Source organism: Microseira wollei NIES-4236, assembly GCF_020521235.1.
In the GTDB taxonomy this organism is placed as follows: Bacteria; Cyanobacteriota; Cyanobacteriia; order Cyanobacteriales; family Aerosakkonemataceae; genus Microseira; species Microseira wollei.
Genome location: NZ_BLAY01000042.1, coordinates 1 through 25,741 on the forward strand (window position 1 = coordinate 1; position 25,741 = coordinate 25,741).

At 47.8% G+C, this 25,741-nt stretch carries 21 protein-coding genes, 1 tRNA gene and 2 pseudogenes; 9 read left to right on the forward strand and 15 right to left on the reverse strand.

The window, feature by feature from the left end:
* Positions 1 to 13 precede the first annotated feature (13 nt).
* A complete protein-coding gene (locus tag MiSe_RS15515) occupies positions 14 to 154 on the reverse strand; it encodes a hypothetical protein (protein WP_226581186.1) in 141 nt (46 codons plus the stop codon).
* Between the two features lie 34 nt (positions 155 to 188).
* Between MiSe_RS15515 and MiSe_RS50950 the strand changes: the two genes are divergently transcribed.
* On the forward strand, positions 189 to 323 hold the full coding sequence (locus MiSe_RS50950) for a hypothetical protein (protein ID WP_264196505.1): 135 nt from the start codon (positions 189 to 191) through the stop codon (positions 321 to 323).
* Here MiSe_RS50950 and MiSe_RS15520 read toward each other — a convergent pair.
* The 4 genes from MiSe_RS15520 to MiSe_RS15535 all read right to left on the reverse strand — a co-directional run bounded on the left by MiSe_RS15520 (position 312) and on the right by MiSe_RS15535 (position 6,466).
* Entirely contained in the window at positions 312 to 797 is a 486-nt protein-coding gene (locus MiSe_RS15520; protein WP_226581187.1) for a glutathione peroxidase, read from the reverse strand. The genes MiSe_RS50950 and MiSe_RS15520 overlap by 12 nt on opposite strands.
* A 105-nt stretch (positions 798 to 902) precedes the next feature.
* Positions 903 to 1,730: a slipin family protein gene (locus MiSe_RS15525; protein WP_226581189.1), complete on the reverse strand. Its 828-nt coding sequence runs from the start codon at positions 1,728 to 1,730 to the stop codon at positions 903 to 905.
* Between the two features lie 149 nt (positions 1,731 to 1,879).
* Positions 1,880 to 2,902 (reverse strand): hypothetical protein, encoded by a 1,023-nt coding sequence (locus MiSe_RS15530; protein ID WP_226581191.1) that lies wholly within the window; start codon positions 2,900 to 2,902, stop codon positions 1,880 to 1,882.
* Between the two features lie 99 nt (positions 2,903 to 3,001).
* The gene (locus MiSe_RS15535; RefSeq protein ID WP_226581192.1) at positions 3,002 to 6,466 is read right to left on the reverse strand and encodes an ATP-binding protein; all 3,465 of its coding nucleotides are present in this window, start codon (positions 6,464 to 6,466) and stop codon (positions 3,002 to 3,004) included.
* 340 nt (positions 6,467 to 6,806) lie between these two features.
* Between MiSe_RS15535 and MiSe_RS15540 the strand changes: the two genes are divergently transcribed.
* The 5 genes from MiSe_RS15540 to MiSe_RS15560 all read left to right on the forward strand — a co-directional run bounded on the left by MiSe_RS15540 (position 6,807) and on the right by MiSe_RS15560 (position 12,560).
* Complete coding sequence (locus tag MiSe_RS15540; RefSeq protein ID WP_226581194.1) at positions 6,807 to 7,730, forward strand: circadian clock protein KaiA; 924 nt, start codon at positions 6,807 to 6,809, stop codon at positions 7,728 to 7,730.
* An 88-nt stretch (positions 7,731 to 7,818) separates the two neighbouring features.
* Positions 7,819 to 8,139 (forward strand): circadian clock protein KaiB, encoded by a 321-nt coding sequence (kaiB, locus tag MiSe_RS15545; RefSeq protein WP_226581197.1) that lies wholly within the window; start codon positions 7,819 to 7,821, stop codon positions 8,137 to 8,139.
* 101 nt (positions 8,140 to 8,240) lie between these two features.
* Entirely contained in the window at positions 8,241 to 9,806 is a 1,566-nt protein-coding gene (gene kaiC, locus MiSe_RS15550; RefSeq protein WP_226581200.1) for a circadian clock protein KaiC, read from the forward strand.
* 460 nt (positions 9,807 to 10,266) lie between these two features.
* A complete protein-coding gene (locus MiSe_RS15555; RefSeq protein ID WP_226581203.1) occupies positions 10,267 to 10,785 on the forward strand; it encodes a hypothetical protein in 519 nt (172 codons plus the stop codon).
* A gap of 737 nt (positions 10,786 to 11,522) precedes the next feature.
* Positions 11,523 to 12,560 carry a bis-aminopropyl spermidine synthase family protein gene (locus MiSe_RS15560; protein ID WP_226581206.1) on the forward strand — a complete coding sequence of 346 codons (1,038 nt, stop codon included), beginning with the start codon at positions 11,523 to 11,525 and terminating at the stop codon, positions 12,558 to 12,560.
* Positions 12,561 to 12,856: 296 nt separating this feature from the next.
* Here the strand turns inward: MiSe_RS15560 and MiSe_RS15565 are convergent.
* The 3 genes from MiSe_RS15565 to MiSe_RS15575 form a co-directional block, all read right to left on the reverse strand.
* A tRNA-Gly gene (locus tag MiSe_RS15565) sits at positions 12,857 to 12,927 on the reverse strand.
* 64 nt (positions 12,928 to 12,991) lie between these two features.
* On the reverse strand, positions 12,992 to 16,414 hold the full coding sequence (locus tag MiSe_RS15570; RefSeq protein ID WP_226581210.1) for a response regulator: 3,423 nt from the start codon (positions 16,412 to 16,414) through the stop codon (positions 12,992 to 12,994).
* Between the two features lie 580 nt (positions 16,415 to 16,994).
* On the reverse strand, positions 16,995 to 17,186 hold the full coding sequence (locus MiSe_RS15575) for a hypothetical protein (RefSeq protein WP_226581213.1): 192 nt from the start codon (positions 17,184 to 17,186) through the stop codon (positions 16,995 to 16,997).
* Positions 17,187 to 17,713: 527 nt separating this feature from the next.
* Between MiSe_RS15575 and MiSe_RS15580 the strand changes: the two genes are divergently transcribed.
* Positions 17,714 to 18,298 (forward strand): GNAT family N-acetyltransferase, encoded by a 585-nt coding sequence (locus MiSe_RS15580; RefSeq protein WP_444980506.1) that lies wholly within the window; start codon positions 17,714 to 17,716, stop codon positions 18,296 to 18,298.
* Between the two features lie 33 nt (positions 18,299 to 18,331).
* On the opposite strand, the pseudogene MiSe_RS53815 reads toward MiSe_RS15580, so the two are convergent.
* Positions 18,332 to 19,714: pseudogene (locus MiSe_RS53815) on the reverse strand (RNA-guided endonuclease InsQ/TnpB family protein); the annotation flags it as partial.
* Positions 19,715 to 19,792: 78 nt separating this feature from the next.
* Between MiSe_RS53815 and tnpA the strand changes: the two are divergent.
* Both tnpA and MiSe_RS15600 read left to right on the forward strand, forming a co-directional pair.
* Positions 19,793 to 20,198 (forward strand): annotated as a pseudogene (tnpA, locus tag MiSe_RS15595) (IS200/IS605 family transposase); the annotation flags it as partial.
* Positions 20,199 to 20,372: 174 nt separating this feature from the next.
* Entirely contained in the window at positions 20,373 to 20,840 is a 468-nt protein-coding gene (locus tag MiSe_RS15600; protein WP_226581225.1) for a hypothetical protein, read from the forward strand.
* Here MiSe_RS15600 and MiSe_RS15605 read toward each other — a convergent pair.
* From MiSe_RS15605 to MiSe_RS15630, 6 genes are all read right to left on the reverse strand, one after another.
* Complete coding sequence (locus MiSe_RS15605) at positions 20,820 to 21,962, reverse strand: histidinol-phosphate transaminase (RefSeq protein ID WP_226581228.1); 1,143 nt, start codon at positions 21,960 to 21,962, stop codon at positions 20,820 to 20,822. The two genes, MiSe_RS15600 and MiSe_RS15605, sit on opposite strands and share 21 nt — an antisense overlap.
* Positions 21,963 to 21,967: 5 nt before the next feature.
* Complete coding sequence (locus MiSe_RS15610; RefSeq protein WP_226581231.1) at positions 21,968 to 22,615, reverse strand: YqiA/YcfP family alpha/beta fold hydrolase; 648 nt, start codon at positions 22,613 to 22,615, stop codon at positions 21,968 to 21,970.
* Between the two features lie 174 nt (positions 22,616 to 22,789).
* Entirely contained in the window at positions 22,790 to 23,260 is a 471-nt protein-coding gene (locus MiSe_RS15615; protein WP_226581233.1) for a Spy/CpxP family protein refolding chaperone, read from the reverse strand.
* A 22-nt stretch (positions 23,261 to 23,282) separates the two neighbouring features.
* On the reverse strand, positions 23,283 to 24,521 hold the full coding sequence (locus MiSe_RS15620; protein ID WP_226581235.1) for an RNA-guided endonuclease InsQ/TnpB family protein: 1,239 nt from the start codon (positions 24,519 to 24,521) through the stop codon (positions 23,283 to 23,285).
* A 229-nt stretch (positions 24,522 to 24,750) separates the two neighbouring features.
* Complete coding sequence (locus MiSe_RS15625; RefSeq protein WP_226581237.1) at positions 24,751 to 25,137, reverse strand: hypothetical protein; 387 nt, start codon at positions 25,135 to 25,137, stop codon at positions 24,751 to 24,753.
* Positions 25,134 to 25,709, reverse strand: coding sequence for a sigma-70 family RNA polymerase sigma factor (locus MiSe_RS15630; protein WP_226581239.1), 576 nt, complete (start codon positions 25,707 to 25,709; stop codon positions 25,134 to 25,136). Before MiSe_RS15630 ends, MiSe_RS15625 begins: the two co-directional genes overlap by 4 nt.
* Positions 25,710 to 25,741 lie beyond the last annotated feature (32 nt).

Consider the following 25,741-nt stretch of genomic DNA (forward strand, 5'->3'; position numbering starts at 1 on the left):
ATTGATTCCAGATTCATTGATGTCGGGGCACGGCAATACATATACCTCGGTTTAAAGTTGAAGATTGAGCGTGCCGTGCCCCTACCCTGTATTGATTGATTCCAGATTCATTGATGTCGGGGCGATGGGTACAGGTAATGTAGGGGCACGGCAATACAGATAGATCGGTTTAAGATTTAAGATTGAGCGTGCCGTGCCCCTACCTCGTATTGATTGATTCCAGATTCATTGATGTCGGGGCACGGCAATACATATACCTCGGTTTAAAGTTGAAGATTGAGCGTGCCGTGCTACTACCTCGTGGTACAGACTTACTTTGCTAACTCGCGCTCAATTGCAGCAATTAACTCCGGGGAATCTGGAGACACGCTGCTCTTAAAATGAGCTACAATTTCGCCTTGTTTGCTAATCAAAAATTTCTCAAAGTTCCAGGACACCTCGCCTTTTGACTCAGTTGCTTTGGTCAGCGTTGCATAAAGCGGGTGCTGCTGGGGACCCCTGGCATGAACCTTATCAAACAGTTCAAAACTGACACCGTATTTACGAGTGCAAAACTGTTGAATTTCTGCATTGCTTCCCGGTTCTTGTGCGCCGTAGTCGTTGCAGGGAAACGCTAGAATTCGCAACCCTGCATCTTGATACTTTTGGTTTAACTTTTCTAGTCCAGCGTATTGGGGCGTGTAGCCGCATTCAGAAGCCACGTTGACGATCAAGAGTACTTTCCCCCCATACTCGGATAGTTGCTTATCCTCGCCGCCTATGGTCTTGACAGCGATGTCAAAAACTGCACTGCTCATTGGAAATGTTATTTTTAGCTGCTAGGTTCTTGAATCATTTTGCTACAAAACGTCAAGAAATTCAACACTTAGGCAGAAACCCGGTTTCTGAACCCGCGTGGTTATTTATTCTTTAGGATTGTTTTCTGGTTGAAGTGGCTGCACTTGTGAATTATAGACATTCCGCTTGCTGCCATTTTCCAGCGCCTCTGTCCAAGTCTTGGCTAAACTGATAAAATCAGAAGGCATCATAATCAGCGTGGTGGTGTTATTTTCCGCGCCAATTTCCGTCAGCATTTGCAGGCGTCTTAGTTCTAATGCGGCTGGATTTTCGACAATTTTTTGCGAGGCTTCGGCTAATTTAATCGAGGCTTCTTGTTCCGCAGCGGCTTTAATTAAACGGGCGCGTTTTTCCCGAATGGCTTCGGCTTCTTTTGCCATTGCGCGTTGCATACTGGTTGGAATTTCTACATCTTTCATTTCCACCCTTTCGATGATAATCCCCCAAGGTTCAGTAATTTCATCTACGATTTCTTGGACTTTGGTATTAATTTTATCCCGGTTTTGCAGCACGTCATCCAAGATGTTTTGACCGACGACATTGCGTAAACTTGTTAAAGCGGTTTGATAGACAGCCAATTGGTAATTTTCGACTTTATTGATCGCTTTGGATGGATCGAGAATGCGGTAGTAAAGAACTGCGTTGACTTTGATCGTGACGCTATCAGCGGTAACGGTTTCTTGGGGTTCGATGTTGACGGTTTTGGTGCGGATATCGATTTGGGTTTTTTGGTCAATTACGGGTATCGTCCAGTACAAACCAGGTCCCATTACGCCTTTGATCCGACCCAGGCGAAAAATGACGCCGCGCTGATATTCCCGGTCTAGTTTTAAACCCGAAATCACCAATACAATCAAGACACCTAAAACAGTTCCTAGTAGAGAGTTTGGCATATCTAGCTAGTCTTGAACTCAGCTAAGTCTATTTTAGCTATTTCAGCCAGAGGCAGGGGACAATTTTACGGCTACTAAGTATGGCGTTCTGCAACTTCCGTTTAAACTGGTAGCCAAAGTTATAAAATTTATATTTAGTTATTAAATCTTTATTCTCGGTTGTAGAGTTCCATCATATTTGAATTATCCAGATCGATCTGGAGCGGTTTTGTACTTTCTATCTCCACAGGAACCATCCAATAAGCTTTGGCAACTGAAGTTTCATAAGGTGCATAGAGAAAGTAAGAGCCAAAAGGAACATTAGGAATTGTATACTTTCCCTCTATTCCCGTTCTAACGACTTGAAAACAACCTGTATGGGAAGAAACTTTTGCGTTCATGGCTTCGATATTTAAGTGCCAGTAACCGATGGGCGTTTTATTTTTATATATACTTTCACGCCATTTATTATCCCTGACGCGCTTAATTTCTGGTTTAATGCTGGCTTTGCATAAGGCGATTTCCAACCCTCTGAGAATATCTGAGTTTCCTGCTTCTTTGGTTACCCATGCTCCTCCTGAAATAGTCGCAGTGCGCTGGTTAACCAGGCTTAACCAGGAGTTTAAAAGACTGCTCAATTCTGAGGGGTAATTTAGAGGTTTGAAAAATCCCCATCTGTCCCAAAGTATCGTTGTTACCATAAAGGTAATAAATACCAGTAAAGTTCTTTCTAAATTGCGCCAGATATGAGATGAAGATTTTTTAGGTTTTTTGGGCGCTATTTTAGGTGCTGAACCATTGTTTCCCTGAGATGATAATTCATTTTGAACAGAGTCGTGGGAATTACCATTGGAATTAAAATTAGAGTAAGAAACCGTGGGCAATGGGGTTTCAGATTTTTGTTCCAAGTTAAATTCTTGAGTCCAAGCTGCAACTTGATCTTCTAACTGACGCGCGTAAATTTTAACACTTTTGATCGACTCAACCTGCCAAGTCATCATCGCTTGACGGATTGTGGTCACGACAGCTTTTTGATCGGGTACTTGTAATGATTCGACAAAAACGTACAAGCGATCGCCGATCGCTTTGACCGTACAACTGCTGCCCAAAGGTTGTAGCAATTGATTCATCACTTCGGCGATCGCATTGCTATTGCCCAGCTTTGCCAGTTCTAAAATACTCTTTTCTCCCATGCAGTGCTAATTGCTAATTGCTAATTGCTAATTGCCAGTTTTCTCTGGGAATTACCTTTTGTGTCAGTTGATCAACTTGCGAAGTATACTATACCAGAACTAATCCCCAGTCCCCAATCCTTGGCGAATTTGCTCTAACAATTCTTTCATCGACACCGCAGCAGGTATTATTTGCGTCGCCACCTCCTGTACCAGTTCCACTAGCGCCGGAGTCAGAAACTCTGGCGTCGCTTCACTTTGTTTTATGTATTGACAATCCTCGCATTCTGAAGTATAATCCAATCCCTTCGCTCGTCGAACCAGCACCAAGGTTGGAGGTCTGGAGTTAAACTGTCTCAAAGCATGGAAAACCTTGATCGCTGCTGGATGGGGGGCTGACTGTTCCAACTCGATCAGCAGTAAGTCAACGCTGCGGTGTTGAATTTGTCGCAAAACTTCATCCCAAGTGCGAGGGATCGCTGCTTTAAACCCAGCGGTTTGTAGGTACTGAATCAGGGCTTGCAGCCACTCCATCCGCTTTTTACCCTGGTTATTGGGTGCATCCGCAGCAGGGACAAGGGATGGTGCGGGAGCAACAGAGCAGTTTAAGTCAGGCAGCATCGAGATATTGACGACTAAAATATTCGGCTTCCAACTCATTCCGGCGGCGACTTGAATTGCCTGCAATACGGCAGAAGTTTCGCTTGGGGAACCGGGGGGTTCCAAACAAGGAAAGACCGACAAACCCTTGACTTGATTCGCCGCCAGAGCGAGCGATCGATCCAGCGTCACCAAGGGCAGAATTGCTAAAGCTTGGTGCTGACTTAGCCGTTGTAGGTAGTTTAAAGGATCGGCAATTTCTCGCTCGAGCAAAACAACGCGGGGTTGCCAAATTCTCGCTAAAAGTTCCGCTTGCTCTAGGTCATCTGCTTCTAGGACTCGGTAATGATGGCGATGCAAAACCTGACTCAGATGGGTGTCCCCGGCGCCGGTGCCATCGCTCCGGGTTAGGTATAAAATCGTCAGCTTGGTGGCGGGAAGTTGCGGTTGATTTTCTGCCGTCGGGACTGTTGTCAATTGCTCCAAGCAGTTTCGCAGCGCCTCCAATTCTACCGGCAGGCTTAAAAAATCATCGGCTCGGTTGCTCAAAGCATGTTTTTTTTCTACCATTGTTGCCGTCACGATCGCCGGAATGTGACAAGTTTGAGGATCGGATTTTAGTAGGGTTAGCAGATCCCACCCCGACAGCAGCGGCAGCACCGGATTGAGCAATATCGCCAGAGGCTGTAACGCCCTCGCCTTTGCCAACGCTTCGGTGCCAGAGCGAGCGATCGCGACTCTATACCCCAAACTCGTCAGCTTTTGAGTCAAATCTTCGATAAACCGCGAGCTTCCCTCCACAATTAACACCAATCTCGATCTGGTATCGGTCATGGCAAATTGCGTGGTTGTTCTCCCATTCTCCTCTGCTCTCACAGGCGAGACGCCTGTGCTACGCTGCTCTTGAGCTCCCCCTGGCGGGCAAGGAGGTAAAAGCAGAGTAAACTGACTGCCAGCGCCTTCAGAAGAAATAAAGCTGACATCGCCACCGTGCAGGTGCGCCAAGCGCTGGGTTAAAACCAGCCCCAAGCCGGTACCCTGGAACTGACGGGTGAGGGGGCTTTCCAGTTGCTGAAATTTTTGAAAGATTAAGTGCTGCTTCTCTTCTGGGATGCCAATGCCGGTATCCCAGACGCAAAAAGCAAAAAAGCCTTCCCAACGACTCACCCGCAAACCGATCTCGCCTGTGGGGTCTGTAAATTTTAAGGCATTGGACAACAGGTGAACCAACATCTGGCGCAGGCGCAACTCATCGGCGACAAAGCCGTTTAAACCCGGTTCGATTTCTAGAGTAAAGCGAGGTTCTATCGCCTCGCTATCGGTTTGTTCGGAGTCTGAGTTATTTTGCATTGCATACACCTGTCGGGCTTGCTCGTAGGCGCGATCGCATACCGTTGGGATATCCACAGCAGTTAGCATCAGCTCGACTTGCCCGGTTTCGATCCGAGTCAGATCCAAAATATCGTTGACCACCGCCATCAGATGGCGTCCGCTTTGGTGAATCAGTCGAGCATAGCGAATTTGGCGATCGTTTAGTTCTCCCAGCAACCGATCTTTGAGCAAGCTGGATAACCCCAAAACGGCGGTGAGGGGCGTTTTCAGTTCGTGACTGATACAAGCTAAAAATTCATCCTTGAGCCGATTTAGCTGAATTAAATCGGCATTTTTAGCTGCCAGTTCCTTGGCGACTTGCTGCTGTTCGGTCACGTCCTGAGCCAGCACCAGCCACAAATCGCTCCCTGGTAATGCCTGCCCCACATCCAGCAGGACATCCCTCGCGGTGGCACCTTGGGCGCTAGCTTGAATGTTGGCCAGGCGAAACGACGCCGAGTCGAGCAACGGTGACTCTGGGATCGCCGTGACTCGTTTTACCTCCTCGTTCGATAAAATATTGCCCAGAGGAATTTTGACAAATTGCCAGACTCGATCCGCACCATTTGCCATCGGGCAGACACAAACGCAGCTATCTGGATCTGGGCCAATTTGACACAGGTGAGGCAAATTGGCTGCCTCTGTTGTTGGTAAAGTAGGCCAAAGCGAGACGCTCGCATCCCGATGCGGTTGAGCGCCAGCTGCTGGCGCTTGCCCTTTAACGTCTTTCGCTTTACTTTTTCCTTTTTTCTGGCTCAACGGGGTAGGATTGTCCTTGGTCAGGGTTGCCAACCTCAAAACCTGCCCATTCGTATCTTTTGGTGTTGACACCGGGCGCGGATTTGTTCTGCCTTGTAAAGATGGTACGTGGCTTCGTTTTGGGGAACTGGCAGCGCTCAGATGCGCTGCTTGGGTTGGTCTTGCTTCTAGGAGCGTAGCGGCTTCTCGTCTCAGCCAGTCCGGATCTTGCAAGGCGCTGAAGTGTCCCCGCCAAGCCAAATTTTGCTGAAGCACCATGCCGCCACTGGTTTGCAACATTACTGGTATTGGCAGTCGCTCTAAAAGTTGCAGCAGGGGATTGAGCGTAAGAGCAGCATCCAGGGAATTTTCCTCGACAATGGCGGCGCTACCCCGTCGTGGCGTTTCCTCACGGGCTAATTCAGCCTGGGGATGAGCGAGCAAAAATTGCAACAGGCGCCCAGTATCGAGCATTCCCAAAAACTTGCCGCTGTGGTCAACAATCGCCCAGTCAGGGCGCTCTTGGAAGCGAGGCCAAAATTGCTGTAAAGTCAAATCGGCGCTTAAGGTTGCCACTGGCGCAATAATCGATAGACCCAGTGCGGATAGGGGTTGTTGCGAATTAGGATGAGAGAGATTGCTCTGTCGAGCTTCTCCTGCTTGCTTGGAGTCAGCAGTTTCTTGCCCCAGATCTGCCATCATATAAGGCAATAAACTGCTCAGGTGCAGCACCCCCAGCGGATATTCCTGTTCGGTTACCACTACCAAGCTGGCGCACCGATTTTGGTTGAAAATCTTTAACACGGTGGCTAAAGCAGTTTTCCGCAGGCAGGTGGGAACGGTCGTGATAAATTGTTTCAGACAGGGACTAGGCATAAGATTAATCATTCTCCTGGCTGACCAGATTTCTAACCTTGCTCAGGCTACTGGGCGCTCCCAAACCATGCCCCATGCGGCTTTAGAGCCAGCTTGCATGAGTGCGTATAGAGGAGTCAGCCATGCCACCATCGGTAGAAATTTTTTCGCCACCGAGTTACGCGGGAGCAAAATAGTGTCTGGCTTAATTATGAGCCTTGCCAGAGGCTTCGGCACTCTTAGCCATTACAATTAATTACAATTCAACAAATGTTAGCTTAAATGTTAAGCATTGTATTGTGCCTGGGACGGTATCACCCTACCCACCTGGGTATGCTGGTTTGTTTAGCAGATTCTTTTATTGTCTAAAGTTGTGGGATCGCGACTATCTATTTTCACCTACCTACGTTCTGAGCCGCTGGCTCAGTCGCTGTCTCACTTTTTGAGTAGCGATCGCTATGTGCTAACTCAAATCTACTCTCAGGAAGAGTTTTTGCGAAAAGCCGAGCCAGAAAATCAACCGCCCGATTGCCTGATTCTACAAGATGACCCACAGTTATTGCCCTTGCTTACCCAACTACACCAGCAAAGGACTCTCTTACCCCTGGTAATTTTAAACATCGAGCTAGATGCCAAAGACTCTAGTTTGAGTCCCACCCCAAACGCCACCCCTCTAGCAGCTAACTCAATCTCAGAAGATGCCAACTTTTTTTATCAAAATGCTGCTGTTCGCATATCAATTACCCAACTCAGCGAAATTCCTCGCTACATCGACCGCGCCATTACTCTGTTTCTAGAGCTTTCGCCGAGGCTTTCCGATTCCTCTCCATCCTCCATGTCTGACGACACCATAGAAGTTAAAACCCAAACTTTTCTGCAAGAGCAGCAGCACAGGCTGGCTGAAAAACTCCGGGAGCGGTTAGGATACTTAGGCGTGTACTATAAACGAAATCCCCAAAACTTTTTCCGCAATCTTTCATCGGATCAGAAACACGAGTTTCTCGCTCAACTCAAAGCCGAATACCGTGAGATTGTGCTGACTTACTTTTCTAAAGACGACCTGTTGAATCAAAAAATTGATGAGTTTGTGAATCAAGCCTTTTTTGGCGATATCGCAGTCACTCAAATTGTGGAAATTCATATGGAATTGATGGACGATCTCTCCAAACAACTCAAATTAGAAGGACGCAGCGATGAAATCTTATTGGATTACCGACTGACCCTAATCGATGTCATAGCCCACCTCTGCGAAATGTACCGCCGTTCCATCCCCAGAGATTCTTAATAAAAGGTTCATAGTTCCAGGTTCATATTTCATAGCAATTCGCTTACAATAAACTATGAACATTCAATAATAGACCATGAAAAAATTTATGAGTCCACTCAAAAAGACATACGTTCTCAAACTATATGTCGCTGGCAATACGCCCAACTCGGTTAGAGCTTTAAAAACACTCAAAAATATTCTGGAAGAAGAATTTCAAGGCGTCTACGCACTGAAAGTGATTGATGTGCTAAAAAGTCCGCAACTTGCCGAGGAAGATAAAATTCTGGCAACGCCCACCCTGGCTAAAATATTGCCTCCCCCAGTTCGCAAAATCATTGGCGATCTGTCAGACCGGGAGAAAGTATTGATTGGGTTAGATCTGCTTTATGAAGAACTGCGGGAAGAAGATGAAGGATTGGGTTTATAAACCCAAGCAGAACAACCGGGTTGACAAGTTTTGTGTTAGATGTAGTATATAACAGGTTGATTTAGCATCGGGAAGACCGCTTATAACTTTTAGTTCAAAAAATGAATCAAAAGAATCAGATGGGGCAGCAAAATGAATCGGGAAAGGTAGGTGTTGAGAAAATCCGCACCCTGATTGAGGGTTTCGACGATATCTCTCACGGAGGTTTGCCAGTAGGTAGAGCAACCTTGGTCAGCGGTACATCTGGAACCGGCAAAACATTATTAGCCGCGCAGTTCCTCTACAACGGCATTACGTATTTTGATGAACCCGGTGTTTTTGTCACATTTGAAGAATCACCGACAGATATTATCAAAAATGCTCATAGCTTTGGCTGGGATTTACAAAAATTAATCGAAGATGGCAAGCTATTTATTCTGGATGCATCCCCCGATCCGGAAGGACAGGATGTGGTAGGCAATTTTGACCTATCTGCTTTGATCGAGCGCCTGCAATACGCGATTCGTAAATATAAAGCCAGACGAGTTTCCATCGACTCGGTAACGGCGGTGTTCCAGCAGTACGATGCAGCAAGCGTAGTGCGGCGGGAAATCTTTCGCCTGGTAGCACGCCTGAAGCAGGTAGGCGTTACCACGATTATGACCACCGAACGCGAGCAAGAATACGGCGCTGTAGCTCGATTTGGGGTGGAAGAATTTGTGTCGGATAATGTGGTCATTCTCCGCAACGTTTTAGAAGGAGAACGCCGCCGCCGCACGATTGAAATCCTCAAATTGCGCGGGACGACTCACATGAAAGGAGAATATCCTTTCACGATTACCAACGATGGAATTAACATTTTCCCGTTAGGAGCAATGCGATTGACTCAACGCTCTTCCAATGCGCGGGTTTCTTCTGGCGTCAAAACCTTGGACGAAATGTGCGGCGGTGGTTTCTTCAAAGATTCGATTATTTTGGCGACGGGAGCGACGGGAACCGGCAAGACACTTTTGGTGAGCAAATTTATCCAAAATGCCTGCGACAGAAACGAGCGAGCGATTTTATTTGCTTATGAAGAATCCCGCGCTCAACTGTCCCGCAACGCCTATTCTTGGGGGATTGATTTTGAAGATTTTGAACAAAAAGGTTTGCTGAAAATTATCTGCGCCTATCCAGAATCCGCTGGATTAGAAGACCACTTGCAGATAATTAAAACAGAAATTGCGGCGTTTAAACCTTCCCGAATTGCGATTGATTCGCTGTCAGCGTTGGCGCGAGGGGTGAGCAACAATGCCTTCCGTCAGTTCGTGATTGGGGTGACGGGTTTTGCCAAACAAGAAGAAATTACCGGCTTTTTTACCAACACGACCGATCAGTTTATGGGGTCCCATTCGATTACGGATTCCCATATTTCTACAATTACAGACACGATTTTAATGCTGCAATACGTAGAAATTCGCGGCGAAATGTCGCGGGCGATTAACGTGTTTAAAATGCGGGGTTCGTGGCACGATAAAGGGATTAGGGAATATACCATCAGCGAACGCGGGGCAGAAATTAAGGATTCCTTCCGCAACTACGAACGAATTATTAGCGGTTCTCCCTCTCGGATTATAGTGGATGAGAAAACCCAGTTGTCGCGCATTGTTAAGGGAGTGCAGGGTAAGACAGTAGACGACGAAGAATAAGGACTAAAGTCCTGACTACAAACAAACGATCGCGGAGGGATTTGAACCCCCGACACCCAGAACCGGAATCTGGTGCTAACCAGCCAATTGTTCAAGCTTTCAAGTGTTTGGTGACTTCCTTTCACCTCCTTTCGTCAAAATCATTCTTCCCTCTAAGAGGCTTCTAGAGGGTCGTAAGTCCATAAAAAACACAAGCATCTGATAAATGTTTTCAGTTACTCTTTATTGCCTTATATCATGTCCTGAGGTATCGGTAGTGTATGGATGGCTAATTGCTAATTGCTCGCTTGCTAATTGCCAGCTTGTCAATTGCCTCCAGAGCAGCCATGAGCGATGAGCTATTAGCAGTTACACAACCGTTGCCTAAGGACATGATATTATGCCAGAATCCAAAAATATCAGGGAGTTTCTTGGCACAGATGAATAACCCTGGAATGACAATTTAAGTTTTGTCCAAAACATGATTGAATTGTTCAGTAATTTTTTTGTCATTCCTCATGCTCACATTCAAATTCCTATCTTGGCGGCATACGCTACACTTCCTAGTGCTTTATGTACTGTTGCTCCAATACTTTGGTTGGAGGGAGCGGCAGGAAGCGGGAAGTCAAATCTAATGAATGTGTTTGTTGCAATACATCAAGTAAAAGCACAAAATGCATCTTGGATCTTTGCTAGTATTCGCAACGAAATCGAAATGAATTCAGTTGATGAAAGAGGGGAGGAAAGGCACTTTGTTTTGTGTGTTGACAACCTGAATGAGTCCACAATAAAAAATGAAAATCTTTATACACTTTTCTGGTGCGGTTATCACAGAAAAAACTCAATCACGGCTATTGCTGTCCTTGGTGGTGAGAACATGGAGTTTAAAACTTTCATAACTTACGCAAACACCAAAGTTTCTCTGAAAAATCGTCGCTTTGTCACCACAGATCTACGCAGAAACAAAGGTGATAGGTTAGTCGTGCGTAAGTTCTGTTAATAAAACCTGACACAGGTTATTAAGCGGGGCGGATGAGCCGTTCTCTGGCAAACTTGTATCAAGAATGTAACCTGATGCGAATAAGCAGATGACCGATGACATCCAGCGCGGTAGCAGAGGCCCAGCCCCAAGTTAGAATTTAGGGCGAACGAGAACAATAAGAGTACCGATCGCGATCGCCTTACAGCTGATGGAGATTGCCCGTTCGATGGATCGCGGCGAACCGATAGAAGCTAGTGTATTGTTCGCAAGGGAGGAATTGCAGGAGTTATCCAAAAGTCCTCGCTCGGCAGATTGCCCTGGCTAGAGATGAATTAGCAGGGCGAGGACTGTACCTTGGACGGAAAGCTACTTGCTCCCGCATCGGGCAGCTACAGCAGCAGATTGAGGCGTGGGAAGCTTTGCTGCAAAAGTTGGGAGGGAGTGAGTGACCTTACGCATTTGCTCATCTTTCTGGCGATCGCATCCTCATCCTGCTCTAACGCGATCGTATCCAGCAGTTACAGCAGATTGAAGAAGCCTTAATCATTAGGCTTGTCAGGCTTAACGACCAAAATTTTTCGATTGCTATAACTAAGCCTTTATCATAGACAAAGAGTTAGCGGACACAGTGATATCACGCATTCAACTCTACGTTAAGAAAGCTGTCATATGTTTGCTTGATAGCGCACTCTATATAATCACGAGGGTTACGGCTTTGGGAAGCAGGGGTAGTCAGCTTTCAGCAGGAGTACTCTATGGGGGCTTCTATGGATTTTGACCTGCGAAAGGCGATCAATGCAATTTCAGACGTTGTCCAGAACCGACCAATCCCTCTTCGCGAATTCGACCAAATATACATGAAGGTCGCCGACATGGTGATCCAAGCAGAGTACGTGGCTCGTGTTTTTAACAACAAGGATGTCGTATTTGTTGGGGATGGTGATGGAATTGCACTGTCCACGGCTCATTTGAAAGCTCAAAATGTTATCAATTATGCGCCAAATTCGATTACTCTGCTTGATTTTGACGAGCGAATCGTTAATTCCGTGCGGCGATTTGGCGAAAAGCTTCACCCCAAAATTGAGGTTTCAGCATACCTTTACAATGTGGCAGAAGCATTGCCCCCTGAACATTTTGGCGCATACGATGCATTTCACATCAACCCGCCTTGGGGGGCAAGCAACGGTGGAGAAAGTGTCATAGCCTTTTTCGAGCGCGGTAGTCAGGCAACTAAGGAGGAGAAGAGCTTGGGCATCGTCGTTATAGCGGACGATCCTGACCTACAGTGGACACAGGAAGTACTGCGCGATACGCAACGCCGCGCGCTTGAACTCGGATACGTTGTGTCCGAACTGCTGCCACAGTTGCACTCTTATCACCTCGACGACGCGCCCGATCTGCGTTCATGTTCGTGTCTATTCCGTCGTATTGACCCCAGTCGTATGCAGACAGATGAGACCTGTGATGCCAAAAGCTATTCTGTTAGCTTTACTGCCGAACTCCGTCCCCCCTATTATGTACAACTAGCCCAGCCAGTGCTGCTGGATGCACGCGAACTCGTTGAGATTAAAGCAATTTCGGACTCGGGCGACATAGAATCGTGGAGTAATCTGGTGAGACGTCTGCGTTCCCGTATAGTCGATCGGATAGATTGGGTTCAATGCACGCTGGACTTGGGTGAGATGTCTATGCCCCTTGATTGGGAGGACAGAGTAAATTCTTCACCTCTTCAACAATCTGCTCAAAATTCTCCAACAGGAAGTTCATCAAAGCCAGATGGCGCAAGTCATTAGGACTAGGATGGCGACGGTGTAACCTCTTCCAAACTATTCTCTTTTGCCGCCAATACCGCAATTACTCCCTTCCCGGTAGAAGATTATCTACCTCTTCCTTCCTCTTCCTTCGTGTCCTAATTCGCTACCCTTGAATCGCTTCGCTAACGCGTCTTTGCGCTGGCGCGCACGCTTCGCGAACGCGGTTCAATAATACAAATTCTTCAGGCGGGAAAGGAGTAACGACACATAATTTGGCACAACGACATCAATGCGTCACCGATGACCAATAATTAATTACTGTAGAAAAAATTCAAAGCGGGCGGCGGGAATCGAACCCGCGTCTTTAGCTTGGAAGGCTAAGGTATTACCATTATACCACGCCCGCGCGGCAAGGCATTTTGCCTGCAACTTAACTAATATAACACAATTTGCCAGGAACGACAACAGCTTCACGCTTTTATTTCTGGATCTACCCAGAAAGTGAGAACGGTTTCATCGACGCCTTTGAGTTGCAGGGGACTGCCTTTGGTAATTTCATCCTCCTTTAAATAATCTGCTACTGCCGCAGAAACCAGGATGCCATTGGGTTTGGCGGCTTCTTGCAGGCGCGAGGCAATATTCACGGTGGGGCCAATGGCGGTATAGTCGGAGCGCTGGGCGCTGCCGAACATGCCTACTACAGCTGTTCCCTGGTGAATGCCGCAGCGGAACTGGACTTGGGGGATGCCCTGTTCGCTCCAGCGGGCGTTGAGTTTGCTTAGGACTTGTTGCATTTGCCGCGCGGCGGCGATCGCTCGGCGCACCTGCTCGTTGGGGGTCAAGTCTTCCGGCGCGCCAAACAACGCCAACACGGCATCGCCCATGAATTTATCCACCGTGCCGCCGTTATCAAACACCACCTTGGTCATCGCTTCCAGGTATTCATTTAACAACTCGGCGATGCGGCGCGATCGCAAAGTATTCGACAGTTGCGTAAATCCCACAATATCGCTAAATAAAATCGTTACTAATCTCGGTTCCGGGCGCAAATCCAGCATCAGCCGTCCCGACGCTGCCCCCTGCACCATTCCTGGCGGTAAAAAGCGCTTCAGCACCGACTCGGTGAGGTAAGTATTCAACTCGCTCACCCGGCGCTCGTTTTCCTTCAGCGCCAGCAAATTCCGCACCTCTGCCAACAATTCTCGGTCGTTAAACGGCTTTGCTAGGTAGGCATCCGCCCCCATTTCCGCCCCTTCGATGCGGGTATCGTCGTCAACTTTGGCTGTCAGCAGGATAATCGGCGTTCCCGCTAAATTTTCGTCCTCCCGCACCATCCGGATCAAGTCCCATCCCGACACCACGGGCATCATCAAATCCGTCACGATCAGTTGGGGCTGCTTTGTTTTCGCCACGCTGTAACCTTCTGCCCCATCGCGGGCTACGATCGCGTCAAACCCGCTAGAACGTAAAATCCGGGATACATAGGCGCGTAAATCTGGATTGTCATCGACGACCAAGATCCTGCGGGAGATCGAAGACTCCTCGCCTGCACTCGACTCCTCTTTTTTTGACTCCTCTAATATTTCTAAATCTGCCAATTCTACCGCCGCGCGGGAAAGTTCTACTTGCGTTTGCACTTCCAGCACCTGGTCGATGGGTAGGTGCGCCGTTCCGGTTTGCAGCCACACCGTAAAAGTGGTTCCAGCTTCATAAATCGACTCGACGGAAATTTGACCCCCGTGGAGTTCGACCAATTCTTTCACCAAAGCCAGACCTAAACCGCTACCTTCATAAGAACGGTTCACCGAACCTTCTGCTTGACGAAATCGCTGGAACAAGTGGGGGATTTGCTCGGTGCGAATGCCGATCCCCGTGTCTTTGACTTGAATGCGGATGTGATCTCCAGCTGGTTCGACTTTAATGGCAATTATCCCGCCAGAGTTGGTAAATTTCATGGCATTTGACAGCAGGTTGTATAGCACCTTGTCAAATTTTTCCGGGTCTAAATAAACCAGGGGACAGGGATTTAATTCGCTCACCAAACGCAAATTTTTTTTCTCGCAGTAGGGGCGGAATGCTTCCACAATTTGACCGATCATTTCGCTCAAATCGCAAGGTCGAAACCTGGCTTGGACTCGACCGGCATCGATGCGCTGGATATCTAACAGTTGGTTAACGAGTCGCAGCAGGCGGCGACAGCTTCGCAAAGCGATTTCTGCTTGTTCGTAAGGCAAATCTTGTTTTTGCGATACTACCGATTCTAAAGGCCCCATCATTAGGGTTAGAGGGGTGCGAAATTCGTGGGAAATATTTTGGAAGAATTCGGTTTTTTGCCGGTCTAATTCGAGTAAACGTTCTGCTTGCTGTCGGGTTTTTTGGTAGAGGCGCGACTGCTGGACAGCGATCGCAGCTTGGGCGGCGACTGCTTGCGCCAAACCGATGTCCATCTGCTTCCACTGGCGCGGCTGATCAGCTTCCCGCAGGGAGATACTGCCAATAATCTTACCGTCAGACAACAGCGGCACCACCAACAGCGCCCTAGCACTTTGACGCAGCGGCAATTCAAACCCTTTGAGTCTGGGTGTGGCTTCCAGGTCGTTAATTACCACGGGTTGTTGCGTAATCAACAACTGTTGCAGGACGGGATTCCCCGCTATCGGCACTTGCGACTGCGGTAAATGTAAAAGGTGTGGAGATTTTGGCGTCTTTGGAGTTGCCTCTTCCACATCGCAACTCATCACCGAAACTTCAAAATTTTTATCGTACAATCCCACGCACTGCACATACTCATCCGATTCAGTCCACAGGGACAGCGCACAGCCATCCACTTGTAAAGCTTGCCCCAACTCGTAAGTAATCGCGGCAAAGATATCCTGGGGATTAAGGCTGGAACGAATGGCGCGGGTGATGCTGTTGATTAAAGCTTCCCGTTTTGCCATCGCCAGAGAGCGCTCGTAAGCGCGTGCTTGGGAAAGCGCCAGGGCAGCTTGATCTGCGACCATAAACGCGAGTTGGACTTCATCGTCTTGCCACTGGCGGATAGTGCCGCACTGGTGCAGTGCCATCACTGCCATTAATTCCTGTTGGCAGATCAGGGGTACTACCAAGCTAGAGCGAATATTAGCGGTTTGGTAGGCGCGCGATCGCAATTGTAGTTCGATCGTCTCCCCCTGGATGCGTTCGTCCTTCGTCGCATCAACAATCACCTGCACGTCGCCCACTTCCCAAACAGTTTGCGCCAAAACCGGCAATGAGGTTTGTTCTGGTTCGGTTTGCTTGGGTTTGCCTTGGGGCTTTTGGTAGACAAACCATTGGTTAACCATCTGGTCGTCTTGGAACGGACGGATAATACAAGCATCCACCTCGAGCATGTGACCGACGGTGTTAGCGATTGTTTGCAGGATTTCCCGATAGTCGGTGCGCGAGCGGATAGTATTGGTAACTGTATTGAGCAAAGATTCCTGGCGCAGGGTGCGGCACAACTCCCGCGTGCGCGCTTTCAAAACATTGTGGGTATCCAAAGCTTGTTGCACCACTCCCCGAAGTTCTTCCGCTTCCCAGGGTTTGGTCACGTACTTGAACACTTTACCCGAATTGATCGCTTCTACCAAGTCTTCCACATCGGTGTAGCCCGTCAAAATAATCCGGATAATATCTGGATATTGGGTAGCAGTCAGACTCAAAAATTCGGTGCCGCTCATCTGGGGCATCCGCTGATCTGAGATAATGACGGCAATATCCTTGTGATTGGCTAAAATCTCCAGTGCTGCTGCCCCCGAAGTCGCCCGCAACACTTGGTATTCGCGATAGAACGTGCGGTATAGCAGGTCGAGATTATCTGGTTCGTCATCGACAACCAAAATTTTCGGCTTGCTAAAGTTTTGAGATGTCATCCACCGCTCTCCTGCTGCTGTTGACCCTCTGGGTGAAAAACGTCTGGTTCAAACTAAAGGGCAAAAGGTTACATCCACGGATGATAAACTGATAGAGCGATCCCTGCTGTGATTTGATGTTGTATAATCTGCCCATCCCTTGAGAACCATTGTGACAGTTGTTGGTAGTACACCCCGTTTTTTCATTTTGCAGACAGATGCACTCAAAAAGCCTGCTTATAAGGTGCGTTCGCGCCAGCGTGCGGTCGGCATATCGCCAGTGGGTGCCGGCAGATCGCGGCGTCTTCGCTGCCACAGGGTAGCTAAAAAGCCATTGCTATGCTCGCCTCAAGCTGGAGTACTTCCCACGACAGAAAAATGCGCTCGCGTTACTTGTGTGGAGCAAGCCTAACAGACCATTGTCAACCTTGTTTACTTATTAAGCTTACCCAGCACACCAACCTTTCTAACATTTGCAGCGCCACCCTTGTTGACGATAGCGATCGTTCTTTCTGTCAGATCCCCCGTCCTCAGCGAAACAGGGCGGGGAGGTTGCTTCAAACACTTGCCTTTTAATACTTACCTCTGACAATCCCCGTCCCTATAGACGGGCGGGGTAGCTGAAGCTGGGTAGTGCTTGCCGCAACGATTTCGTCGGGTCTTTGCTCACAGCAACTGTGCTAAAATTGCTTGAGTCAGTACAAGACGTTAAATCATACCCCCGGACTGGGGGAAAGTTGACTACCACAAAGAGCTTGACTAAATAGCCAAATACTTTACTCCAGTTACTCATAGTTATTTATGGCGATAATATTGACCTTGTTGTAATTTTATGCTAGATTTAGCATCATGCCGAAAACCAAGGCTTAAAATATTCTGGTTTGTAACCGAGTCACTGCGCTGCAAAACTAGCCAGCCTATAAAAAGGTGGATCGTTTGACCAAGATTCGTTAAATTGGCTGAAAATAATGGTTGAACAATGGCTAAAAGCTGCAAAAACAATTGTTATATCGGCTGGAAAAAATAGGGAGTGGCTCATCCAAATTTACGCCAGGGGACTGTTTTCGCCGACTCCCTTGGTGGAAGCACTAAGCAGACCCAAGAGAAATTACTTCTGGTTGAATGGTGAAGCACAAGATAAGTTTAGCCAAGTTTTGTATAGCACCTTTGCAACATTAGGATAGCAGAGCGCCTAATGTCAGAAGGATGGCGCTAGGGTTTCCTGAGTTGTCAGGATATTAAGACTGTAATGTCTTAAGTATCCCCGCACCTTCAGGTGGCAAAGTGTCAATCAGGCTCTCAAAACAGCACCAGCAAGAAATGCTCCCACAATCGCGCAGTGCCTCCCAGTTCCATATTCGTGCGGCTACCCCCAAGGATTTGACCGCGCTTGCCGAAATCCTTGCCGATAGCTTTCACTCCCGTGCCGGTATCAATGGTTGGATTTATCCAGTGTTGCGCTTGGGTATCTACGAAGATATCCGCAATCGACTCACCAAAGCTTCGCCCCATTACATTTGTTTGGTAGCCGTAGTTGCCGCAACAGTTCGCCCTAACTCCTGGGATTACCTGGCAGGAACGGTGGAAATGGCGCTGCGCTCAAACTATCCCTGGCCTTTTGCCAATTCGTCCCAATACCCCTACCTGTCTAATTTGGCAGTGCATCAAGATTGCCGCCGCCAAGGAGCTGCGAAGCAATTGCTGCTAAAGTGCGAAAGCATTGCGCTGGCATGGGGTTTCCAGGATCTCTACCTCCACGTGTTGGAAAACAACCATCAAGCACGAAGCCTCTATTTTAAATTAGGCTACCGATTGCACCGCAGCGATGGCAGTTGGGGTTCTCTGCTGCTGGGACAACCCCGCCGTCTTCTGCTGCACAAGCACTTGCAGGCTCCCACCCAGTAATATATCAGGAGGTGAACTACCTACACTCCCCTGACGGGCGAGTGTAGGCTTCTGGCACATTTTAATGTTTCGGTGAACTTCCTTCGAGGTACTATTAGTAGTAGAGTCAACCACTACTGGATTCCCTTTACGGCGTTTTATCGTTGGGAACAGTCCCAGCCCAACGCGCTTTATGTTGATAGCGGCATTAACGTCGCGATCAACCCAAAGCGATTCAAAATCATCCCAATACTCGCGGATATCGCAATCAGTGAAGATAAACTCGTCACGGTATGCGAGTAATTGAGATGTGTATGCAGGTTTTACTGCCTGAGTCCTAGCCCCGGCTTTTGCAGCTATGTATTCTAGGATTGTGAAAAACTGCCCAAATGCAGCGTCATTCCAGGATTTATTTAGTCCTGACTTGGCTGACTGACCATTAGGCAAATATCTACCGTCCTCATCTTGCTTGGCTTTATTCCGCTTCGATAAAGCCTTGAGGTTCAAATCTTCGTATACAAAAACTTTTTTGTTAGTGCGGACTAGAGCGTGAGCAGTTTTAAAAGCATGGTCAATTCTAGCTCTGGCAATACGTTGATGTTCCCGCGCTTCTCGTTTCGCCAGTTTACGGCGCGATCAACTACCTTTCCTCTTGGCAGATTTGCGTTTTGAAACTTTAGCCAAACGTTTTTCAGATTTTCTGAAAGATTTTAATGCAGGTAGCTTAGTATTCTCTGAAGTTGCCAAGTAATCATCTTCGTGCAACACCGCGTCCAATCCCAGAGTATTGTCCCAAGTTGGGATGATGTTGTCTGGCGTAAAAACTGGTATGTTAGGGTCTTCTAGGCAAATCGTAATATACCAACCATCCGTTTTCTTGGTGAGTAACGCATTCTTGAGAACAAAGCCATCAGGTAATGCACGATGCCAACGTACCTTCACCCAACCATCAAGCTTAGAAAAAGACAAAAACAACCAATTCTTTTCAATGCGCTCAATAGTTATGGCTTGCCCTTCTATACGGATGGTGCGGTAACGTGCCGCGTTCTTAAAACGAGGCTTCCCACTACGATTACCATTGCTGTCCCCTTTGATGAAACGGGAAAAGCAAGCGTCTACCCGCTTAGAAACATCCTGCAACCTTTGAGATGGAACACGGGTAAAATCCAACAACTCTCCAGAATAACCAACTTTGAGCAAATCTTCCTTGAGAACTGGAAGTTGTTTTTTCTGAGAGTAGAAATCAGGATGCTCCCGCCAGTCCGTCAATGAACAAATTAAAGGACAAGCATTAACACTATTACGGTTATTCTCCCACCAATCAAATCTATCCCTTAGTTGCTTGTTGTACCAGTATTGGCAAATTCTTAACCAAGCATTCAATTCTAGTTTTTGATTGCTGTCTGGAGCAGCACGATACTGATAGTTAAGCAACAAAGGAACTCACCTCCTCAAACCTTAGTCAATGTTAATTAAATAGACTACAGTAATTATAGCAGAGTTCCTGAAAAAGCTGTGAAAAATGATTTTGTTTCACTCATGTCGCTCGGTCAGTGACTTGAAAGCGCATTTGGTTATGACGACAAAATATCGACGCAAAGCCATCACTGGCGAGATGTTGCAGCGATTACATATTATCCTTAAGGATTTATTGATTAAGTGGGATTGCCAGCTTGTGGAGTTTAATGGCGAGTCTGACCACGTACACTTACTGTTTCAATACCATCCAGACTTGCAATTAAGCACATTGGTTGGAAACATCAAGTCAACCACGTCTCGAAGACTTAGGCAAGAATTTGCAGAACACCTGAGTCGTTTTTACACGAAAGACGTTTTCTGGAACGGGTCTTATTTTGTTGCTAGTTGTGGTGGCGTAACCATCTCGACTTTAAAGCAATACATTGAGTCGCAAGACAGCCCAGAGATTGGCGATTCCTCATCGACCCATCGCCCTGTCAAAGAAAGCGGTTTGATTTGGTTATGGGTCAATTCGTCATCGCCCAAAAATTCATCCCACACTGCCCTTCGGGTCAGATGTGGGGCTTCTTTTTGATTTAGCTAAGATAGAAGGCGTATCCGCCGCGCATTTTTTTTGATGAAACAAGAGATTGAGCATCCAAACGGCTCGGATATTTTAACTGAGCTGCAACGTGGCAAACTGATGATAGTCAACGCCCGCAAGCGGAATGGTTTGATCCTCTATAAGGACTTCCACGCCGAGTTTGCTGGACCTGGATCGGCTGTTGGTGGCTCGTTTGACATGGCTTGTCAGCGGGTACTTCCGGTGGGAAATTTTTCTTTGCTCGAACCCGAATCCGATGAAGATCGCCAGAAAGCTTATTTGATTCGGCGACAGTGGATTCGATTTACCAAACAAGTGACGGATGAACCACAGCCAATCCAGCGAGCGCAGAAAATTCTGACTCAGTTTGAAGCGTTTTTTGATTCCCAGACGGTGGCTATGATGCCAGATGAGGCTTTTGCTCGGTTAGTGGGTGTCTTGCCACAAACGGTTCATATGGTGCGTCGTTCTGGTGGGGATTCAGATGGCTCCAGAAGATGAGCGCTGACTGCTGGTCAAAGCTGCTTGCAAGCGAGCGCGCGAGCGCTGATTCTCCTCCCTAGTCCCCACTGTCAGGCGCAATCCTCCACCTGTATGCCGGATTAGGGTTCCTTGCGCTTTCAATCGCTGCGCCAGATCGTTTTCGCCCCCGGCACCAAGTCGCAGGAAAATAAAATTAGCGGCACTAGGCCAAACTTTAATCCCTGGATATTGGGCCAAATTGGCGATTAACTGCTCTCGTTCGGCTAGCATTTGACTCACAGATGCCAGCAACTGTTGTCGCTCACAAAGTGCTACCATTGCAGCCGCTTGGGAAAAGCTGGGCAAGTTATAGGGTAAGCGAATTTTTTCTAAAGCAGCGATCAATTCGGGATGGGCGATCGCATATCCTACTCGATGGGCGGCTAAGCGAAATGCTTTGGAAAATGTCCGCAATACTACCCAATTAGGACGACGAGACAATTCCCCCACAACCGTATTTTGGCTAAATTCAAAATAAGCTTCGTCGATGACTACCAATATGCTTTCCGGTAAACTTTTGAGCCAGTCTAACTCGTTTGCGGTCAAAGCATTGGCGGTAGGGGAATTGGGGTGAACCGCGAAAACAACTCGAATCGGCGGATTCTCAGTTTGTGCAATTGCTTTTTGAGCTGCGGCTAGGTCAATTTCAAAGTTAGCTTCCGAGCGACCTACCGATACTACGGGGATGCCCAAAGTTTGAGCCAAAATTGCGTACATTGAGAAGGTGGGATTGGCAACTAGGATCGACCCTTCTCCCCCCAAGCAGGTAGCAATTAACACAGAGCGAATCAATTCGTCAGAGCCATTACCGACGGAAATCCCATCCGGCGTGACTTGTGCTGGGGAAGCAGACTCGTTGACATAGTCGGCGATCCCTTGCTTGAGAGCAATATAAGCCCCATCTGGATAGCGGTTGCTTTCAATTATTTGCTCAAAAGTCAAACTCAGCTTTTGTTTTAACTCGACGGGCAAATCAAACGGGCTTTCATTAGTATCCAACCGATCCAACATGTCGGATTGGACGGGTTCTCCCGAAATACCACCCGGATGGGGGGTGTAGGCAGTCAGTTGGGCAAGGTCTGAGCGAATATATGGCAGCATGTATTTTATTTTCCAGCAAGTTGGCAAAACGCCACAATAGCTGACCAAATTTCCGGCAGGACATTTCCCAAGGAATGATCGCTATCGAGTTCGATCAATTTGACCCAGGGACGCCCAGAGGCGAAATTGCGGCTGCTTTCGATCGGGATAACTTCATCTTGACTGCCGTGCAGAATTAATGTGGGAATCGGGCGGTTGAGTGGTTCGTTTTGGTAGGTTTGGGCGTCTTGGATGAAGTCGTAACTTAAAGGAAGGGAACGCTTCTCTCCATAGTGATAAACAGACAGAAATCCCTCACTTTGCCACTGGTTTAGGGTTTGTTCTCCCAAGCGGGGCAACCAATGGGAGAGAAATTGCAACGCTGGGGCTAACAGTACCAGACGCTGGCATTGGGGTTGTCGCTGTGCCAGTATGGTTGCAGTCCAACCCCCCAAACTCGAACCGATGATAGTCACTGGCGTGGGTGGGGGTGGAAATTCTGCTTCAACTTGACGCAGCTGTCGGGTGATAGTCAGGTGGGAAAAATCGCCTTGATTGAGGTCGGGAAGTGGCAGGGGAATTTGCAGATCAGAAAAGCGCGAGTGCAGATATTCGGCTTTAGCCGACTGGGGACTGGAAGCAAATCCGTGCAGATAAATGAAAGCTTGGGGCATGGGGGAAGGTGGGCAACTTGTGCAGGTGTGCAGGTGGGCAAGAGGGGCAAGAGGGGCAAGAGGGGCAGAAGGGCAGAGGATGCAGGGGGGCAAGAGAGAAATTTGAACGTACATTCTCCCATGCTCACTTGCTCGCCCGCTCACCTGCACACTTGCTCACCCGCATCAGAAGCCTCATCTCATCCTGCGGTGGCGGAAATTTTGCCGTCCCTGGGTCATGCGTTGGGCCAGTTGACGGCGTTGCTCTGGGGTCAGGACTTCTCGCATTTCCAGCATACTTTCAAATCTTACCTGAGCCAGCTGCTGTCTTAAGGATAGAACTTGATTGTGTTTAGCGCGGATTTGGTTTGAATCGGCGTTACTGGCGATTAAACCAGTCAATTCGGTTTCAGCTTGGCGCAAAGCTTGAGCGCGTTGGGAGATTGGGTTTTGGTAGACTTGGCGAATCGCCTGCATCCGCTGCATTTGATCCGGCGTCAGGTTTAATTGTTCAATCCAGCGAGGCATCCCTCGATCGGGTCGATTTGGTCTTCCTTCGTTCTGGGCGATTGCTAGCGGCAATAAGGGATCTGGTACGGCTAAGGTAGATGCGCCATCTAGAGTAACGCTCAAAACAGTTACAACAAAAGCTAAACGCAGCCACATAGAACTTATCTGCTCCATAAAACTAATACAACACCGGACATGTCCGGACATTGATGTTTACTTCCTGCTTCAACCAGAGGTGACGGCACTTCTGGAGTCCACAGGCTTGAAATCGGGTTGAGCCAACCCTACTGCACTTACTATCAGGAGCATTTGCCAAGTTGATTGCAGCGTGAAGATCCCGATCTTCCCTATGCCCACAATTCCGGCATACAAAAGTCCTGTCATTCAACTTCAATCCTTCGTTTTTATGCCCGCACTGACGACATTGTTTTGAGGAGGGATACCAACGTGAGACAATCTCCAACCCAGAACCAAAACTCGGAGCTTTGTACTCCAATTGGCGACGAAACTCATAGAATCCTAAATCCCCAATTGCATTGGATAGCTTGCGATTGGCAATCATCCCTGACACATTCAAGTCTTCAATGCGAATATGAGCATATTTGCGGCAAATGTCCGTAGTCGTCTTATTCAAAAAGTCAAGGCGCTGATCTGCAACTCGTTTATGCAACCGTGCCAATCGTTGGAAATACTTCTTAGCGTTGTTAGAAGCCCGAATTCGGGCCCTTCTGTTACCGAATTGTTTGTTACGGTTACGGTACTGAAGTTGCTTGAGCTTGGTTATCGCTTTTTTCAGAGGCTTTGGAGCTTCCAACTCGGTTCCATCACTGAGGGTTGCAAACGTCTTCACACCCAAATCAATCCCTACAGGTTCAGTTACTTGATGCTGAATCGGACGAATTTGATCTGCATCGACCGAAAATGAAACATACCATTTGCCAGCTTCACGACTAAGGGTGAAGGTCTGACTCATATAGCTTTCATCCAGGGCTTCTTGCCAACGAAATGTTCCAATTGTGGGGAGTTTGATTGTTTTTCCTGCTTCGACCAAGCATTTGCCATTCCCGTCATAAACGGTGAAAGACTGTTTGTCTTTCTTCCGTTTATAAGTGGGGCATTCTGACAGTCCTTCACGCCATCGGCTCAATGCAGTCTGCAAATGTTGAAACGCTGATTGATATACCTTGGATGAGAGTTGATTCATCCAAGCGTTCTGGGGTTCTTTCTTGACGACATTTGTAAAAATCTTCTTGATGGCTTTAATTCTTTTGCTGTCAGAGGCTTTGATTCCAGCATTAACCGACTGCCAAAACAGGGTTAACCCATAGTTATAAACCAATCTCGAAAATCCTGCATGTTGTGCCATTCGCGTCATCTCTCGTTGATTCAATTTGAGTTGACGTTTGACTGCAAACACAGGACTCACCTTGGCTCCACAAACAATCATTGTAACACAATTATCGTTACAATTATATGGGTAAATACAATCCTTACGTCAGGATTACAGAAGAGGAGCGCCAGATTTTAGACGACTACTGTAAGGCAGTAGATCGAACTGGTTCCGATGTGATTCGTGACTTCATTCGTTCCTTAAGACGAAAAAATAAGAAGAGTCTAGATGGGTCGTAATGACCGGAAATATCCTGTTAATCATGAATTAAATCGCTACTCCTTTGATCGGAATTGCTCCAATTGCTTGGGTCAAACTCATCAAGTTCTGTATCCCTGGCTTCGCTGCTGCCCCCAACATCCTGCCAGGTGTTTTCTAGAAATGCTTCCAGACTAGCTAGTTCCGCAGCCGAAGGTTTTGGCTGCTGATGCAGACTTGTGCTTCCCCAAGCAATCAACAGGGTGGCAGCAATGGCTGACGGTATCAGCCAAAGACGCCGGTGGGGGAAAGTTTTGGCATGGGGCGAAGCTGCTACGGCAGTCATAATCCGTTCCTCCAAATCCGGTGCAGGGGATGGAGGGACTGGGCGATGTTGCCGCAAAAAATCTACCAAGCGATCGCTATCCTTTGGCGGGTGACTCATAATTCGACTCCTTGTGCCTCTAAAAATTGCCGCATGGCTGCACGGGCATGGAACAGGCGAGACTTCACCGTCCCGACTGGAATCCCCAAAATTTGAGCTACCTCTTTTTGAGGTAGTTCCTCTAGGTCGTGCAGTACCAGTACGGCACGATGCTCTAGTTTGATCTGTTGTAGTCCCCGTTGTACCAGGTCAAGATAGTGCAGGTGCATCAAGTCAGGGGCAGGGAATAGCTTGGCGCGATCGCCAATCAGTTTTGCCTCTTGGCAGCGCTGTTGCCCTAACTGCCGCCGCCGATCCGAAGCTACGTTCCAAGTGATGCGATATAGCCAGGTAGAAAATTGAGCCGCCTGCCGCAGATCGGGCAATCCTTTCCAAACTCGCAAAAAAACTTCTTGCACCAGATCGTCGAGCAACGATGCCCCGCACAACCTGTACAGCGAGTACCTGACTCGCTGTTGGTAGCGCTCTTTGAGTTCTCGAAAACAATCCTTGTTGCCCTGCAAGCATTGTTCGACTAGGTAGGAGTCGGACTGCTGTGGGGCTGATGCATCTACCTCTGATATGACTGACACCTGTCGGTTTTCCTCACCCTGAGCGGGATTTC

What these genes read in the sequence shown, in the direction of transcription:
- MiSe_RS15605 (WP_226581228.1), bottom strand. Translation starts at nt 21,962, where the DNA reads ATGCTGCCATATATTCGCTCAGACCTTGCCCAACTGACTGCCTACACC.
- MiSe_RS15600 (WP_226581225.1), top strand. Translation starts at nt 20,373, where the DNA reads ATGAAACAAGAGATTGAGCATCCAAACGGCTCGGATATTTTAACTGAG.
- MiSe_RS15625 (WP_226581237.1), bottom strand. Translation starts at nt 25,137, where the DNA reads ATGAGTCACCCGCCAAAGGATAGCGATCGCTTGGTAGATTTTTTGCGG.
- MiSe_RS15530 (WP_226581191.1), bottom strand. Translation starts at nt 2,902, where the DNA reads ATGGGAGAAAAGAGTATTTTAGAACTGGCAAAGCTGGGCAATAGCAAT.
- MiSe_RS15555 (WP_226581203.1), top strand. Translation starts at nt 10,267, where the DNA reads ATGATTGAATTGTTCAGTAATTTTTTTGTCATTCCTCATGCTCACATT.
- MiSe_RS15610 (WP_226581231.1), bottom strand. Translation starts at nt 22,615, where the DNA reads ATGCCCCAAGCTTTCATTTATCTGCACGGATTTGCTTCCAGTCCCCAG.
- MiSe_RS15575 (WP_226581213.1), bottom strand. Translation starts at nt 17,186, where the DNA reads ATGAGTAACTGGAGTAAAGTATTTGGCTATTTAGTCAAGCTCTTTGTG.
- MiSe_RS15525 (WP_226581189.1), bottom strand. Translation starts at nt 1,730, where the DNA reads ATGCCAAACTCTCTACTAGGAACTGTTTTAGGTGTCTTGATTGTATTG.
- MiSe_RS15580 (WP_444980506.1), top strand. Translation starts at nt 17,714, where the DNA reads ATGCTCCCACAATCGCGCAGTGCCTCCCAGTTCCATATTCGTGCGGCT.
- MiSe_RS15615 (WP_226581233.1), bottom strand. Translation starts at nt 23,260, where the DNA reads ATGTGGCTGCGTTTAGCTTTTGTTGTAACTGTTTTGAGCGTTACTCTA.
- kaiB (WP_226581197.1), top strand. Translation starts at nt 7,819, where the DNA reads ATGAGTCCACTCAAAAAGACATACGTTCTCAAACTATATGTCGCTGGC.
- MiSe_RS15560 (WP_226581206.1), top strand. Translation starts at nt 11,523, where the DNA reads ATGGGGGCTTCTATGGATTTTGACCTGCGAAAGGCGATCAATGCAATT.
- MiSe_RS15570 (WP_226581210.1), bottom strand. Translation starts at nt 16,414, where the DNA reads ATGACATCTCAAAACTTTAGCAAGCCGAAAATTTTGGTTGTCGATGAC.
- MiSe_RS15535 (WP_226581192.1), bottom strand. Translation starts at nt 6,466, where the DNA reads ATGCCTAGTCCCTGTCTGAAACAATTTATCACGACCGTTCCCACCTGC.
- MiSe_RS15520 (WP_226581187.1), bottom strand. Translation starts at nt 797, where the DNA reads ATGAGCAGTGCAGTTTTTGACATCGCTGTCAAGACCATAGGCGGCGAG.
- kaiC (WP_226581200.1), top strand. Translation starts at nt 8,241, where the DNA reads ATGAATCAAAAGAATCAGATGGGGCAGCAAAATGAATCGGGAAAGGTA.